13 protein-coding genes are annotated in these 14,815 nt (G+C 56.6%); 5 read left to right on the top strand and 8 right to left on the bottom strand.

Annotated features, from left to right (window positions below; genetic code table 11):
- Positions 1 to 118: 118 nt before the first annotated feature.
- Together H3028_RS16925 and merR are read right to left on the bottom strand one after the other, a co-directional pair.
- Positions 119 to 1,465: an NAD(P)/FAD-dependent oxidoreductase gene (locus H3028_RS16925; RefSeq protein WP_181298402.1), complete on the bottom strand. Its 1,347-nt coding sequence runs from the start codon at positions 1,463 to 1,465 to the stop codon at positions 119 to 121.
- Positions 1,466 to 2,571: 1,106 nt separating this feature from the next.
- Positions 2,572 to 3,018 (bottom strand): Hg(II)-responsive transcriptional regulator, encoded by a 447-nt coding sequence (gene merR / locus H3028_RS16920; RefSeq protein WP_181298401.1) that lies wholly within the window; start codon positions 3,016 to 3,018, stop codon positions 2,572 to 2,574.
- 68 nt (positions 3,019 to 3,086) lie between these two features.
- On the opposite strand from merR, the gene merT reads away from it, so the two are divergent.
- The 4 genes from merT to H3028_RS16900 all read left to right on the top strand — a co-directional run bounded on the left by merT (position 3,087) and on the right by H3028_RS16900 (position 6,835).
- Entirely contained in the window at positions 3,087 to 3,437 is a 351-nt protein-coding gene (merT, locus tag H3028_RS16915; RefSeq protein ID WP_181298400.1) for a mercuric ion transporter MerT, read from the top strand.
- Positions 3,438 to 3,450: 13 nt separating this feature from the next.
- Positions 3,451 to 3,738 carry a mercury resistance system periplasmic binding protein MerP gene (gene merP / locus H3028_RS16910; protein WP_181298399.1) on the top strand — a complete coding sequence of 96 codons (288 nt, stop codon included), beginning with the start codon at positions 3,451 to 3,453 and terminating at the stop codon, positions 3,736 to 3,738.
- 52 nt (positions 3,739 to 3,790) lie between these two features.
- Positions 3,791 to 5,452, top strand: coding sequence for a mercury(II) reductase (gene merA, locus H3028_RS16905; RefSeq protein ID WP_181298398.1), 1,662 nt, complete (start codon positions 3,791 to 3,793; stop codon positions 5,450 to 5,452).
- A 264-nt stretch (positions 5,453 to 5,716) separates the two neighbouring features.
- The gene (locus H3028_RS16900) at positions 5,717 to 6,835 is read left to right on the top strand and encodes an alkene reductase (protein WP_181298397.1); all 1,119 of its coding nucleotides are present in this window, start codon (positions 5,717 to 5,719) and stop codon (positions 6,833 to 6,835) included.
- 174 nt (positions 6,836 to 7,009) lie between these two features.
- On the opposite strand, the gene H3028_RS16895 is transcribed toward H3028_RS16900, so the two are convergent.
- Both H3028_RS16895 and H3028_RS16890 read right to left on the bottom strand, forming a co-directional pair.
- Positions 7,010 to 8,782, bottom strand: coding sequence for a glycoside hydrolase family 15 protein (locus H3028_RS16895; RefSeq protein WP_219920235.1), 1,773 nt, complete (start codon positions 8,780 to 8,782; stop codon positions 7,010 to 7,012).
- A 42-nt stretch (positions 8,783 to 8,824) separates the two neighbouring features.
- Positions 8,825 to 9,604, bottom strand: a complete 780-nt coding sequence (locus tag H3028_RS16890) for an SDR family NAD(P)-dependent oxidoreductase (protein ID WP_181298395.1) — start codon at positions 9,602 to 9,604, stop codon at positions 8,825 to 8,827.
- A gap of 589 nt (positions 9,605 to 10,193) precedes the next feature.
- Here H3028_RS16890 and H3028_RS16885 point away from each other — a divergent pair.
- Positions 10,194 to 10,847 carry a cysteine hydrolase gene (locus H3028_RS16885; protein ID WP_181298394.1) on the top strand — a complete coding sequence of 218 codons (654 nt, stop codon included), beginning with the start codon at positions 10,194 to 10,196 and terminating at the stop codon, positions 10,845 to 10,847.
- Between the two features lie 691 nt (positions 10,848 to 11,538).
- Here the strand turns inward: H3028_RS16885 and H3028_RS16880 are convergent.
- From H3028_RS16880 to H3028_RS21320, 4 genes are all read right to left on the bottom strand, one after another.
- Positions 11,539 to 12,021: a DUF6789 family protein gene (locus tag H3028_RS16880; RefSeq protein ID WP_181298393.1), complete on the bottom strand. Its 483-nt coding sequence runs from the start codon at positions 12,019 to 12,021 to the stop codon at positions 11,539 to 11,541.
- 913 nt (positions 12,022 to 12,934) lie between these two features.
- A complete protein-coding gene (locus H3028_RS16875) occupies positions 12,935 to 13,348 on the bottom strand; it encodes a DoxX family protein (protein WP_181298392.1) in 414 nt (137 codons plus the stop codon).
- Positions 13,349 to 13,409: 61 nt separating this feature from the next.
- The gene (locus tag H3028_RS16870) at positions 13,410 to 14,507 is read right to left on the bottom strand and encodes an FAD-dependent oxidoreductase (protein WP_309109557.1); all 1,098 of its coding nucleotides are present in this window, start codon (positions 14,505 to 14,507) and stop codon (positions 13,410 to 13,412) included.
- Positions 14,504 to 14,776, bottom strand: coding sequence for a hypothetical protein (locus H3028_RS21320; protein ID WP_375154427.1), 273 nt, complete (start codon positions 14,774 to 14,776; stop codon positions 14,504 to 14,506). The genes H3028_RS16870 and H3028_RS21320 overlap by 4 nt, the downstream gene beginning before the upstream one ends.
- Between the last annotated feature and the right edge of the window lie 39 nt (positions 14,777 to 14,815).

Raw genomic sequence — 14,815 nt, 5'->3', positions numbered from 1 at the left:
GCTGAGACCACGCCGTGCCCTCAACCCGCCATGGCAGTGCCGCTTCCCGGCTGTGATCTGCCACCTAGGCAGGAACCCGTTTCCTACCGGTCAGCCAAACAGTGCAGTTAATCGGCAATCACACCATATAACCGATATCGGAGGCGCCGGTTGGATAGGCAAACATCGTCGATCTGATGTCCTCAGCCGTCAGGCCATGACGGATCGCCAAGGCAAACAAATTAATCACTTCATCGACATTTGGCCCCACCAAGTGGGCGCCAAGCACTCGGCCGGATTCTTCTTCGACCAGAACCTTGAAGCCATAAACCGACTCGGCGGCCTGACGCGCGGTGAACCAGCCGGAGGCCTGCTCACTTTTAAGACTGAACTTCAAACCTTGCTCACGCGCCTGCGCCTCGCTCAAGCCAACGCTCGCAATAGGCGGGATCGTAAAAGCTACACTGGGAACGCCCTGGTAGTTGGGCACCTGGCGATTGCCTTCCAGTAGATTCGCTACGACTACTTTGGCGTCATGGCTCGAAACTGGGGTGAGGGGAGGGCCTACCTGTGCGGCATCGCCGGCAGCGTAAACGGCCGGGTTGGAGACGCTTTGCAGGTATTCGTTGAGCTTAAGCTTGCCACCTTCTGTCGCGACCCCTGCAGCCTGAAGATTCAAGGCCTTTAGATCGGGTGCGCGTCCGGCGGCATGGACCACGCAGTCGGCCTCGATCTGAAGCTTTTGCTCGCCGCAAGACGCCCGCACCTGGTAACCCTCGCCGATCTTCTCAATGGCTTCGACCTTCGTCCCGGTGCGCACCTCGATTGCTGCTTCCTGGAACGACGCCATCAACCAATCGACCAGATCGGGATCGAAGTGCTTCAACATCCGGGTGCCCCGTTGTAAGACCACCACCTCTGCACCCGCCCGGGCGGCAAGGTTAGAAAATTCTGCGGCGATATAGCCGCCGCCGACCAAGACGATCTTTTTCGGCAGTTTTTCCAGGGTCAGGAACCCTTCGTTGGTAATCAAATATTCTTCACCGGGAATGCCCAGCGGAATCGGCTCTGCACCCGAAGCGATAAGGATGTTCTCTGCCTCGAGTGACTGGCCTTCTACGTCGAGCGTGTTGGGGCCGGTGAATCGGGCACGCCCGTGATAGGTATCGATGCCCTTATCGGCGTACCGGCGCTCCTGCTTTTCAGGGACCGGATCGGTGAAGCTACGCTTGAAGCCCACCAATTCCAGCCAGTCGATGCGCACCTCGCCAGCGACACCTTTACCTTGCATGCGCTGGGCATGATCCAGTGCTTGGGCGCCGTTGATCATCATTTTTTTGGGATCGCAGCCACGCAGCGCGCAGGTCCCGCCAAAAGGCCGAAAGTCTATGACAGCTACTTTTCGGCCGGCCTGCTGGACCCGCATTGCCGCCCCCATGGCAGCCGTTCCCGCGCCAATTACAATAAGTCCGTATTGTTTGTTCATGATTTTCCTCCTCTTTCACTGATGAACATCGGGCTGTCAGAAGCAACTTTTCTTGAATTCGCGAGTTGTAGAGCGGGCTTGGGCAGGTATGCGGTAGCTGTCGCGTGTGCAGCGCGGCTGACGCTTAGCCTTCTTCCTGAAAAGCGGGGTCGAGCAGCATGCCGCCATCTACAAGCAGGGCGTGCCGACGATATATTCGAAGTCATCGAGGCAAGCCAGACCGCAGCCTTGGCACATCCTCAGGCTCACCGATCCGCCCGTAGATGACCATAGTGGTTGCGCGAAACCCACTCCTCAGCCATCGGTGCGGTAACGACGGCCCTTGGTTGTAGCGGCACGTGAGATCGCTCATGAAGTTACCCCCAAGGGGTTGCAGCTGAAACACTTTCGATCACTGGCTACGCCTTCACTTCGAAGGCAACGGTTTATTTACTGATATCAATAAACACACCGCGTTCACCATGAGAGACGTACCTATGTACGGCTATAAGCGGTCGATAAATGCCATAAAAGGATTGAGTTGACGTCTCCCGAGCGTTTAGCAAAAAACATAGCCGAAACAATTACGGCATGTCGTTCTGCCAAAACAGGTCGGCCGTCAGACAACGGGAATGCCTCCGGAGCATTTGCAACGGCTCGGCACGACACATCTAATTATGCTTATGGAAACGCGGTTTTGAAGGTGAATCTTCTGGTGGCCTTGGTCAATTTACCAAAGATGGTGGTTGGCAAAATGCAATGGAATAAACCACCGAGCATGAAAAGCATGGGCGGAGGGCGGAGGGCGGCGAAAAGCTCTCTACCTCTCACGTAACCCGAGTGGCGGCCTTTGATTTGGGAAATGGCTTTCTTTGATAAGAGAGAAACTATTAGGAGGCTTGCATCGGCTTCAGCTAAAAGCCCAAGTAACAACTGCGATATAGCAATAAAGTTTGGGTCGCAGTTATACCTATGGCGTTATTGATTGGCTCGGTCCTTAGCTTGGTTATCCCAAGCATTCGCCTTCCCCTTCCGAGAGCGATCGGCATCGGATCTCGCGTCCAAACGACGCTCTATCAGAATACTGTCTATCCGTTAGACGGTTCCATTCGAACCCGAGAGCAAAGTCAATCGATAGTTGCTTGGCAAGCAAAGCGAGCGTTGCTTGCCGCCTGATGTAATGATGCGATGAGTGGGCAGCGGGTATCGTTATCCCGACTACGGCATTGACTCACCCATTCAGATAACACCGTATGCATCTGCTTCAAGTCCTGCAAGCGAGAGCTTATATCCGCCAACTTGTGCTCTGCAATTTCCGCCGCTTCAGCGCAGTGCGTTCCGTCTTCGAGCGTAAGCAACTGCGCCACTTCGTCCAGGCTAAAGCCGAGACGCTGCGAAAACTTGATGAACTTGACGCGCGCGATATCCGAATCGCCGTAGCGGCGGATGCTTCCGTAGGGTTTCTCGGGCTGGGGTAATAGACCCTTGCGCTGGTAGTACCGAATGGTCTCGACGTTAACGCCGGCTGCCTTGGCGAAAACCCCAATGGTGAGATTGTCGAGTTTGGCTTTCATAACGCTTGACTCCGTAGCTGGCTACGGAATCAAGCTTAGGTCATTCACCCATCGATAGGAAGGAAGCCATGGCGGGACCACCAAGCGGCCGTGCGGCGCTGATCACCGGAGGGCTTGCCGCAATCGTCGCCTCCGCTTGCTGCTTGGGGCCCCTCATTCTGATAACGCTCGGCATCAGCGGGGCATGGATCAGCAATCTGGCAATTCTGGAGCCTTACCGACCGATTTTCATCGGCGGAGCGCTGATCGCGATGTTCTTTGCCTATCGGCGTATTTTCCGTCCGACGCAGGCCTGCTCGCCGGGCGAAGTCTGTGCGGTCCCTCAGATCCGCACCACCTATAAGTTGCTGTTCTGGTTGGTGGCGTTTCTGGTGGTGGTCGCGCTCGGCTTCCCCTACGTTCTTCCCTTGTTTTACTGATCAGGACTTTGCCATGAAAAAAGTGCTCGCAGCCTTCGCCTTCGCCGCTTTCGCCAGCCCCATCGCCGTGCCGGTCTGGGCTGCCACCCAAACCGTCACCCTGTCAGTGCCGGGCATGACCTGCGCCGCCTGCCCGTTCACGGTGAAAAAGGCACTGACCAAGGTCGATGGCGTGACTGGTGCCGATGTGAGTTATGACGACCGTGAGGCCATCGTCACCTTTGACGATGCCAAGACTGGTGTAGAAGCCCTGACCAATGCCATTGAGAACGCAGGCTATCCCGCGTCGATCAAGGAGTGAACAAAGCGTAAAGCCGGTGTGTATCAGCCGATGCAAAAACAGGAGAAAGCCAATGATTCAGCTTAACGTGGAGGGCATGACCTGCGGATCGTGCGCGGAACATATCAAGCAGGCATTGGAGACGGTGGCGGGTGTGCGCTCGGCGAGCGTTTTTTATCCGCAAGGGTTGGCTGCGGTCGTGACCGATGGCGATGTGAGCCTGGGGCCGCTTATCGCGGTGGTCACGGCACTCGGTTATCGCGCGCGGGTCGTCGGCAGTTCTACCGGTACACTCGTCCAGGCGTCAGGTCGGCAAACGTTGCGGGCGGGCAGGGAGCAACCGGTGCGCGTTGCCGTCATCGGTAGCGGCGGAGCCGCCATGGCGGGCGCTCTTAAGGCTATTGAGAATGGTGCGAACGTCACCCTGATCGAGCGCGGCACCATTGGCGGAACTTGCGTCAACACCGGCTGCGTACCGTCGAAAATCATGATCCGCGCCGCGCACATCGCGCATGTGCGCGGCGAAAGTCCCTTTGATGGAGGGCTTTCGGCCGCAGCTCCGACTGTATTGCGCGACCGGCTATTAAAGCAGCAGCAAGACCGCGTCGACGAACTACGCTACGCCAAGTACGAAAGCATCTTGGACAGTAGCGATGCAGTGAAGGTGATCCGCGGCGCGGCGCGTTTCAAAGATGGCCATACCCTGACCGTGACATTAGCCGAAGGCGGCGAGGGCGAAGTGAACTTCGACCGCTGCCTCGTCGCAACAGGCGCGAGGGCGACCATTCCAGCAATCCCCGGACTCGACGGCACTCCGTATTGGACATCCACCGAGGCATTGGTCAGCGAGACCATTCCGGAACGGCTCGCAGTGATTGGCTCGTCTGTCGTCGCGTTGGAACTGGCGCAGGCATTTGCCCGCTTGGGCAGTCAGGTCACCATTCTTGCCCGGCGCACGCTGTTTTCCGGCGAGGACCCGGCCATAGGCGAGGCCGTGACAACCGCTTTCCGCGCCGAGGGCATCGAAGTTTGGACACACACCCAGGCAAGCGCTGTGTCATATGCCTGCGGCGAGTTCGTACTGACCACTGACAAGGGCGAGCTGCGAGCTAATAACCTGTTCATAGCCACCGGACGCTCACCCAACACTAAGGACTTGCACCTGGAACGTGCTGGAGTGGAACAGGACCAGCGTGGTCGCATCCTGATCGATCAGGGCATGCGCACCAGCGCACCGAATATCTATGCAGCGGGCGATTGCACCGACCAGCCGCAGTTCGTTTACGTCGCAGCCGCCGCGGGCACGCGTGCAGCAATCAACATGACCGGCGGCGATGCGAAACTGGACCTTGATGCAATGCCGGCCGTGGTGTTCACCGATCCGCAAGTCGCCACCGTTGGCTACAGCGAAGCAGAAGCCGAGCGGGCCGGCTTGGCAACCGATAGCCGTACGCTGACGCTCGACAATGTGCCGCGCGCGCTCGTCAACTTCGATACGCGCGGTTTCATCAAGCTTGTCGCCGAGGCTGGCTCGGGCCGCCTGCTTGGGGTGCAGGCAGTGGCACCGGACGCGGGCGAAATCATCCAGACCGCGGTGATCGCCATCCGTGCTCGCATGACGGTACAGGATCTGGCCGACCAGCTCTTTCCCTACCTGACGATGGTCGAGGGCCTAAAGCTGGCAGCACAGACGTTTTCCAAGGACGTTAAACAGCTCTCCTGCTGCGCGGGGTAAGGCTAGACACCGTTTTTATAGGTACGCTTATATGGCTTAGCGCGCCATCAGACAGTCGGGACCGGAGCGTATTCTCGGCATGCAGCGCCAGCGGCTTGCGCTATCTCTATGTCGCGCGCAACCGTTCCGTTAATCCCAATCCAGCAGCTAGCAGGTGCGCAGCCTGGTCGGCCGTCGAACTTGCTGTTCGGGGTATGGCGTTCAGATTTTATGGGACATCACCGGCCACGCGCCTCATTTCATTAACCCGAGAGAACAGTATCTATGAGCGAACAGAACGACATCTTGTTTCGTAGTTTCAAGTTGGGCGATCTGACGTTGCCCAACCGGATCGTCATGGCGCCATTGACCCGGTCGCGTTCCTCGCAGCCGGGCGACGTGCCCAACGAGCTCAACGTCGAGTATTACCGTCAACGTGCCGGAGCAGGGTTGATCATCGCCGAGGCCACTCAGGTCTCGCCCCAGGGCAAAGGCTACGCGTTCACGCCCGGTATTCACTCTAATGCTCAGGTCGAGGGTTGGCGTCAAATCACCACGGCAGTGCATGAGGCGGGCGGGCGCATCCACCTTCAACTGTGGCACGTAGGGCGCATCTCTCATTCACAACTGCAACCCAATGGCGAGACACCGGTTGCCCCTTCGGCGATCAAGCCCAAAGGCGCGCAAACGTTCATCACCGCCGAATCGGGGATGATTGATATCTCAGAACCGCGAGCACTGGCTACAGACGAAATTCCTGCAGTGGTGGAGCAGTTCCGGATCGGCGCGGAGAATGCCAAACGCGCGGGTTTCGATGGCGTGGAAATTCATGCCGCCAATGGCTATCTGATCGACCAGTTTCTTCGCAGCGACAGTAATCAGCGGACCGATGAATATGGCGGCTCGGTAGAGAACCGCCTGCGCTTCCCAATGATGGTCGTCGATGCGGTAATCGGCGTCTGGGGTGCCGAGCGTACTGGCATCCGCGTCAGCCCCACCGGTAGCTTCAATGACATGCGAGATGCCGATCCGGTCGGTACCTATGGCGCGTTCGCCAAGCGCCTCAACGAGGCAGGCATCGCGTACATCGAGGTGGTCGAAGATTCCTTTCAGGGCAATCTCGAAAAAGGACGGCCTCAACAGGTGATCGATGCGATCCGAGCCAACTTCAAAGGCCCATATATTGGCAATGGACATTACACCGCCGACGAGGCGCGCCAGCGTATCGAAGCGGGGCTATGCGATCTGGCGTCCTTCGGCCGTCCGTTCATTTCCAATCCCGACCTGCCGGAGCGGTTTCGGCGAGGCGCGCCGTTGAACGAGTGGGATTCCAATTCCTTCTATGGTGGCGACGAGCGCGGCTATACCGATTATCCGGCGCTCGGAAGTACCAGCCAGTCGTGACCTCGGTCGCGCTCCTGCGTGCTACTGGTTGACTCCTCCTGAACCGCGGCGAGCTGCCGCGGACTTCAGGATGGGAAAGCTGAATCTGGCAAGCGGCGGGAGCTGATCATCGTGTTTCTGGCCATGCTTCGGATAGTTCGCTCTTCGTTTACCGAGCTTGAACTTAAATATTGCTCAAGCTTTTAGGTTCTCCGAGCAGTTTGCCGGAATGTGAGTCCTTTCATGAGTGGATTGGAATGCGGATTTGTAGTCGACCACCGCTCCGATAAGGGCTGCGTGTGTGAAGGCCTGCGGAATGTTGCCAAGCATCTCTCCAGTTTGAGGATCGGCTTCTTCAGCAAAAAAGCCCAGGTCGTTTGAATAAGTCAGTGCGGCGTCCAGTATCCTTGATGCACGCACCTGATCGTTGCGCATGATCCAATACTGAGCCACCCAAATCGTGCCAGCCAGGAATGCGCCTTCCTTCCTGGAGTCGAAGTTCTCCAGATGGCGCCAGTACAAATCGGATTGGCAGTAATCGCGCTCTAGAACGCGAAGCGTGGCCGTTATTTCTGAGGCATCGGCTGCCGCGAAACCCCAGATTGGAAAGAGCACGGCGGAGACATCCACTGCCTCCTGGCCGGCAATCGCAGCGTAAGCGCCTTCGGAGTTTAAGCAGTGGCTGGCGACATACCGCTGGATCTCGTGTGCCGTGTTGCGCCAGCGCTCCGCTTGGGCTTGATCCTCGGTGCATTCAGAAATGTAGCGTAAGCCGCAAGACGAGATAACCTTGCCCAAGGTGTACTGCGCTTTTTCGTTTTCTTCCCAGATGCCGTGATCGGGCTCGTGCCAATGTTCCGCGAGAAAGTCTGCGATCTTCTCGACGGTTTCCCAGTGATCGCGCGTGTCGTGTCGGCCATAGATGAGTTTGGCGGCAAGTAGGACGTTACCGAACCCATCGAGCTGGAGCTGCTGACCTGCGGTATTGCCCATGAGGACGGGGCTGCTACTGCGATATCCAGCGAGAGGAAGCTCTTGCGTACTCGGCGCGGATTGAAAATCCAGGGACATGAACGGTGGTAGTAGCGGTTGATTGGGATCGGGCTGCTGCGAGGCGCAAATGAACTCCAGAAACCGCTTTTCGTCAATTCCCGCACTGCCAGCCCGGACCATGGCGCTGACGATCATCCCAGTATCGCGCAGCCAAACATACCGATAATCGTAGTTGCGGCTCCCTCCCAGCACCTCTGGCAATGAGGTGGTGGCCGCTGCAATCACGCCGCCGTTCGGCGCATAGGTAAGTAAGCGAAGCGCGCGCAAAGAATCGGCAATCTGCCGAACATACGGGCCTTTGTAATGAATTCTCGTGGCTATTTTGTTCCAGTAGCTCAGGGTCGAGTCGTACCAGGACTCCAGCAGCGAAGCGCTCGGGCGCTCGATCGCTTCGTCGACCAATACCGCCCAACCGCACTCGCCCTTGGGAACCTTGAAGCTTGCCGTTTGATCCTTAACCCATATGGGATGGGACGCATAGAGCCAGTGCTGGCCATTGACACAAACGCCTTGGCCGGTAACTTCGAGTTCTAAAGCATCCTGTGCATAGTTAGGCGCGGGCGAGATGACTATGTCCGTGTCGCAGGGAGCAATCGAAAAGCGACGGCAGATGCCGCTTGGCGAGCTATCTCCGGCGGGCATCCAATCAGTAATGGTAAATGGATGGCCCTGCAGGCTGAGCGACGTCTCAAGGATAGCGCTGTCTCCTACATAGCGCCGCTCCGTGGCAACTGCGTGCGGCAACTGAATATCCCATACGCCACCTTTATTGGGATCGAGCAAAGCCGCAAATAGTGAGGCACGGTCAAAGCGTCGAGGGCAGTACCAAAGAATCGAGCCCCAACGGTCCAGTACTGCCACCGTTTTCTGGTCACCGATCAGACCGAGGTCTCGAATCTCTGGCACTTTTGCCACTGGCGCCCCCTTCATGTTTAAAACGACCTAACGTAAAAAGCGTTACGCACCTTGCCCCTGGAATTGCATAAGGCCGCCATCGACGACGATGGTTGTGCCGTGCACGTAGCGCGCTTCTTTCGATGCGAGAAACACCGCTACATTGGCGATTTCTTCCGGCTCGGCCGCGCGCTTCATCGGGATCGACTGGACCTGTTTTTTAAGTACCTCGGGATCGTCGATTGCTTGTTGGTTGAAAGGTGTCAACACCATGCCTGGCGCAATGTTGTTCACATTGATATTTTTTTCAGCCAATTCCAGGGCAAGGGTCCGGGTCAGGTTCCTCAGCCCGCCTTTCGCGACATCGTAACCAGCAGCCCCCGCCCTCGGTATTTCCTGATGGACGCTGGTGATGTTGATAATCGTACCGTGTTGCTCGGTGCCCTCGAGGCCTGCGATGAATCGCTGACAACAGAAGAACGGGCCGTAAAGATTGGTTCGAATGGAGTCGTCCCATTCTTCCAAGGTCATATCTTTAACAGACTTACCGGTCGCATCGATGCCCGCGTCGTTGACCAAAATCGTGGGCGTGCCCAAGCTTTCTCGAGTCTCGCGAAACAAGGTGTCAACGCTGTTCGGGTCACGCTGATCCAGGTGCACAACAATCGCTTTACGGTCTTCGGCTTCCACACCGCGCTTGGTTCTCTCGGCGCCTTCTTTATCGTGAAAATAAGTGACAGCGACATCGGCGCCTTCTTTGGCAAAGGCGATAGCGGTCGCCTGTCCGATACCGGAGTCAGAGCCAGTAACAATGGCGATTTCTTTTGCTAGTTTCTGTGTCATTGTCGGTTCCTCATCGTTAGCGCAGCAGGTTAGTGGAATAGCTCGCCGGCTGTGACGGCTTGTCAATCTTTACGCAGCGTTTACAAAATCCCATGATGTAACAGAGTGGACCTTGGTCTGTATTGACAGTTCAAAATTAAGAGACCGGAAGACCCTACTTTTATCCAGCTGTAACCTCTACATGTTTAGCAAGATTAAAGCCCGCGACCAATAGGCGCTTCTGACCCCGACAGTGTTCTGACCATTGGGGTATGAGTGATGTTATGGAAAAACTTAGCCGATTAGATGCAATTCCCAATTAATTGGCCATCTTGAGGCGTTTCGGAACTTGCCTCATAAACATTCGACACGGACGTCAGTGGCGCTACCGTCGAGTAGGCTGATAAGCCAGCCGGAGTATTTTTCTCGCGATGCCGGCCGCTTGGACTTGACCTTGGAGTACGGTCCAAGGTCTATGCTTTAGCGTAAGCCGTAAGGCTGGGGACACGTCGAGTCGTGGCCAACTGATTCCACTTCCGCTGAGATGTACGAATAAGCGCAATTTTATAGTTCGGCTTAATACCTTATCACCAGAGAAAGGCACGCAAGCATGAATATCAATAATACAGATACCGCCGTAGTCATCACCGACCCGCAGAACGACTTCCTAAGCCCGGAGGGTGCCGCTTGGCCATTGGTGCACGAGGGTGTAGCGGAAAATAACACCATCGAAAATATCGAACGCATCTTTAATGCGGCGAGAGAAGGAGCTTTCAAGGTTTTTATATCTCCCCACTACTATTTCCCCCACGATAACGACTGGAAATTCGGCGGGACGATTGAAAATAAGATGCATGAGATTCAGATGTACAGTCGTAAAGGTCCGCTTGATTTGGAAGGATTTGAGGGCTCAGGCGCTGATTGGCTCGAACGCTATAAGGTTCTGATTAATGCTGACAACGTTGTTGTTTGTAGCCCTCATAAGATTATGGGGCCCGAGAATAATGATCTGGCGTTGCAGTTGCGTAAGCATGGTTATAGCAAAGTAATTTTGGCGGGCATGTCCGCAAATCTTTGTGTCGAAGCGCATATGCGAGAGCTGATTGAACAAGGCTTTGAAGTAGTGGTGGTGAAAGACGCTACCGCGGCGGGGCGACATCCCGATCTAGGCGACGGCTATGAGGCGGCCCTTATCAACTTTCGATACATAGCCAGCGGTGTGCTCACCACGGATGAGGCAACGCAAGCGATGGTTGTTCGCTAGCGGTGGTAGAGCATCAACCAAAACGACCGGACAGGCAGCGCTGCGGCGCGAAGCAGGTGTCTAGGCCCCTTACCTGGTGGGTCGACTCGCCGCGTGTCTACTAAACAATGTGCGGTAGCCCTAGCCTGTTAGAAACAGAGCGTCGGGTGTGCCTGGCCGGGGCGATAGCGCTTCGCCAGGCCTCGATAGGGCGCGCGGTTCCGATCCTGCTTGGCGATTGCAATCGATGCCTAGTTCGCCTTCCTTTAGTGCGAATTCGCTGCGAAAGGCTCATCGGCATGCCGTGCCGATGAGCAGCAGGCGGTTCGGTAGCTCCGTGTGTTGCCTGTGGGTGGCGTCATCTTCATCTCGCAGACGTCGAGCCTGCTGGCGTTTTTGCTCCATGCTGTGATGCGCCGGCATCTCTTCGCACAACGGGTTGGCCTCGTAATTCGTTCAATCGCCATGTCTTGCCGTCGATACCCTGAACGGTGAAATCGGGGGCCAGATGCGCCAGGCATCTGGCCCCGGCGAAGACATTACCAACGTCACATGCTTGCCAAGCGTTCTTGGATTAAACCGTCGTAATTATATGTAGAACGAGGAACTCGGATATTCGTTTTACCGGCTGATTACATTATCAAGACCTTTCTGCGGTTAAGCCTGTTTGGCGGGTTTTGCTCAGTCTGTAACAGAGCGCTGAAACTGTTTATCAGTGGTCAACACGATGAGCGGTATCGTGGCGGGACGAGGTGTTTTTAACGCTTCTGCCGTAAACCCAACCCAGCACAGCGCCGAAGATAAGATGAAGCATCAAGGTCATTACCGGAGCCATTAACCCTAGATCCATGCCAAACAAGCCATTGCCTGTCATTGGCATCAACACGATCATCATCACGAGCCATCCAGCAGTCCCAAGAATCACCCCGGCGACGGTCGCAGAGACCGGTAATGTGCGAGCCAACAACGCTATGGAAATGCCATAACCCAACGTGCCAATCATGAAATGTACAATCCAGGCGATTGATTTTCCTACGCCAAGCATGCCGCTGAGCATGGCGATGACATCGAGTTGCGGCATGAACCCCATCATTGCTTTCATAATCATCATGGCGGACAGCACCAAGGTGGCAATGAATCCCGCAAGTATTCCCTTCGGAATGTTTCGCTCTGAAGCCGTTGTTGAATGGTTCATTCTGGTTCTCCCGTTTTGTTGTTAAGGGCATCCGGCGAACTGCGTTCGGCTTGTCGCCCTCTTAATTGAGAGCGCTCGCATTCTGTCGAATTCGTTGCTGTCGGCCCAACGGTCGTAAAGAAAAACATATAACTGACACTTTCGGCTTAGCCGCGATTTATATCGCAACGAGGTCTATGCGCTCGTGCAGTTCGAGCGGATTGTGGCGGACTTACAGAACTGGGCGCCAGCGTACTTTCGGAACAGTCTGTGCTGATGAAATGTAGTCTTTTTCGGGCGGCCCAGTGCCGCTTTTATCAGGCAGGTAATTAAGCCGTTCAGCAAGCTTAGTTACCATGCGGGTTGCTAAGACTGGGAAACTTATTCGCATGAAGGAGCTATAGGTCATACGAATGATGCAGTTCAGCTACCGAGTTCACGGCGTGCAGTTTGATGGCCGACACGGCAACGCGACATCGACCCTGGGCTTCTGCTTGCCGTCGACGGGGCGGGTCGTTTGCAGACTACCTGGCCGGGTGATCGATTACGTTCTGTTCGATGGCAGCGGGGGCAAGTCCGGCGGCTGTACCCACACAGGCGTCTACCCTTGCGCCTTGAAGAATCAGGCGGCCGGTCCGTCCATGTGCGCAGCCGCCAGCCGCTCGAACCCCATGATAACGGCATAGGCTTTTAGCCAAGTCTCCGTACCACATCATCAGCAAGGCCTGGTCGGCTAGCCGGCGGCCATCGCCACGAGGAAGCGATGGTGCACGGATAACTGTGCTGTGTCACCGTGATGCAATTGCCTGATTAGGCCCGCTTCTCTCCCATAAATACTCCACTTGATACTCGGTATCACTTGGCTCGGATTGAAGCGACGTTGGCACTGATCTCCTTGGGTTTCGCCACGTCGTTGGACGTATTAACGCTGCTGTCATCGAGCGGATCGCATGCGATCCAGCACCAATCGATCATCGTCGCGGTAGGCGATCAACAACAAGTTGCCAGCGAAAATGATCAGTGACGGGTAGAACAATTCGTTGCTGCCTTCGAATACCCATCCCCAGGGATCGACGACCGACGGCATGACAGCCAACAGCGAAGCGCTATTGACTAGCAGCTGTACAGGGTATGCCCAGCGCCGCGCGAAGCCGACCACCACCGCCAAACCCACTAGCATTTGCAGGGCACCGCCCAAGCGCAGTGCACTCTCGGCCGCGAGAAAGCCGAAGTAGAATTTGTTCGCGACGGCCATTCCATGCTCGACGTTGAATATCTTGTCTGCGCCCCAGATGACCAGCAGCCAGCCCAATGACACACGCAGCAAGGCCAGGGTCCAGTTTTTCATTTGATGTCTCCTTGATTAGCGCCGAGGTTTTATTCAACGCGAGGGGGGTGTCTGTCCACGCTTATGCGCGGACAGGTGAGCGGGTATTTCGGTGCCGGTTAATGAAGCTGTGATCAAGCCGATCTTTCCACCTACCGAGCAACCAACCTTCTGCCGTGAGGCCGGACCAGCTCATCAGGGCGCCTTCGCGACCGTCGGCGAGCAGGGCAAGGGTATGGCGTTGCGGCACGAAACGCTGAAAAGGCTGGCCCAGTAGCGCGGCGCGCAGGTTTGCCGCAAGGGTCGGTCCCTGGCGTACCGCGTAGACGCCGTTGCGTGGTGTATCCGGCAGGCTGGCGCAATCGCCACTCGCGAAAATTCGGGGGTTAGACAGGCTCTGCAGCGTATTGCCTATACGGATGAAACCGCGCTCATCGACAGCCAATTCGGCCTGGCTCAGCCAAGGTAAGGGCGTCGCCCCAGTAGCCAGAATGGCCCGCGTGCCCTTCCAGACCACCGTCTTGTCAGCGACCAGAACGCCGTTCACCGCAGCGTCGATGGCGGGGCCTTCTCGAACTGCTACGCCAGCTTCGGCGAGATGACTCAGAGCTCTCCGGCGCAATGCGGAGGGGTGTCCCTTCAAAATTTGGCCAGTACTCAGCAGGGTTAACTCTGGAACCTGAGGGGCGAGTGCGAGTGCTAATTCGACTCCGGCAGCACCTCCGCCAACGATGGCTAATGGCTGAGGGTCGCGTTGCCACATATGCCAGCCTTCAATGAAGGCGGCGAAGGGCTTCACTTGCAGCAAGGCCATGTCGCCTTGTGGCATAGGAAGCTTTTGGGGCAGCGAGCCCAGATTAAGTGACAGGAAGGCTGCCGATATGCGGCGGCTATCATCCAGCACAAGGCAGTTGATGGTGGGCTCGAGCCCGACTAGGCGACCAATCACTAATTCTATGTCGGCGTCTTCGCACAGCCGCTGCAGTGGTACGCGGCATTCCTCGGGGTGGTAACGTCCCGCCAGCAAACCTGGCAACATGCCGGAGTACCATGCGAAGGGCCCGTCATTGATCAGAGCGATGCGCCCCGGCGGCCGTTTTTTTCCGCCGCGCCAGAGCCGCAGCACGCCCAGGTGTGCATGACCGGCCCCGGCGAGCAACAGATCGAATGGGCCGCTCACGAGGGCCGTCTGTCGCGTAGGGATGTTAGCTCCGCTTGACTTACGTAGCCGCCGAGTCGCCAGCGATGGAAGCCGGCAAGCCAGCGCAGGACACTGGCTGTCGGATGAGCGCGCTTCCATTCCCCCACAGCGTATTCGTCCGCCTTGAAGCGTTTGAAATCGCCGAATAGCCCGTTCACCGCGCCACACCAGGCACGGTGTGCGGAAACATGGGGGAATTGGAAGGGGCCGGTCACATCACCAACGGCGAAGCGCGTTGCCAGGTGCATGGAGTGAGCTCCTTTTGGTCATAGTCTGGTTTTGGTTAT

The organism is Pseudomonas sp. Q2-TVG4-2, from assembly GCF_013620795.1.
Lineage (GTDB): Bacteria > Pseudomonadota > Gammaproteobacteria > Pseudomonadales > Pseudomonadaceae > Stutzerimonas.
Note: the sequence above shows the minus strand (reverse complement) of the source record. Positions and strands in the feature narration are given on the sequence as shown.

Coding starts and splice junctions, on each gene's coding strand:
- H3028_RS16925 (WP_181298402.1), bottom strand. CDS start 1,465: ATGAACAAACAATACGGACTTATTGTAATTGGCGCGGGAACGGCTGCC.
- merR (WP_181298401.1), bottom strand. CDS start 3,018: ATGAAAGCCAAACTCGACAATCTCACCATTGGGGTTTTCGCCAAGGCA.
- merT (WP_181298400.1), top strand. CDS start 3,087: ATGGCGGGACCACCAAGCGGCCGTGCGGCGCTGATCACCGGAGGGCTT.
- merP (WP_181298399.1), top strand. CDS start 3,451: ATGAAAAAAGTGCTCGCAGCCTTCGCCTTCGCCGCTTTCGCCAGCCCC.
- merA (WP_181298398.1), top strand. CDS start 3,791: ATGATTCAGCTTAACGTGGAGGGCATGACCTGCGGATCGTGCGCGGAA.
- H3028_RS16900 (WP_181298397.1), top strand. CDS start 5,717: ATGAGCGAACAGAACGACATCTTGTTTCGTAGTTTCAAGTTGGGCGAT.
- H3028_RS16890 (WP_181298395.1), bottom strand. CDS start 9,604: ATGACACAGAAACTAGCAAAAGAAATCGCCATTGTTACTGGCTCTGAC.
- H3028_RS16885 (WP_181298394.1), top strand. CDS start 10,194: ATGAATATCAATAATACAGATACCGCCGTAGTCATCACCGACCCGCAG.
- H3028_RS16880 (WP_181298393.1), bottom strand. CDS start 12,021: ATGAACCATTCAACAACGGCTTCAGAGCGAAACATTCCGAAGGGAATA.
- H3028_RS16875 (WP_181298392.1), bottom strand. CDS start 13,348: ATGAAAAACTGGACCCTGGCCTTGCTGCGTGTGTCATTGGGCTGGCTG.
- H3028_RS21320 (WP_375154427.1), bottom strand. CDS start 14,776: ATGCACCTGGCAACGCGCTTCGCCGTTGGTGATGTGACCGGCCCCTTC.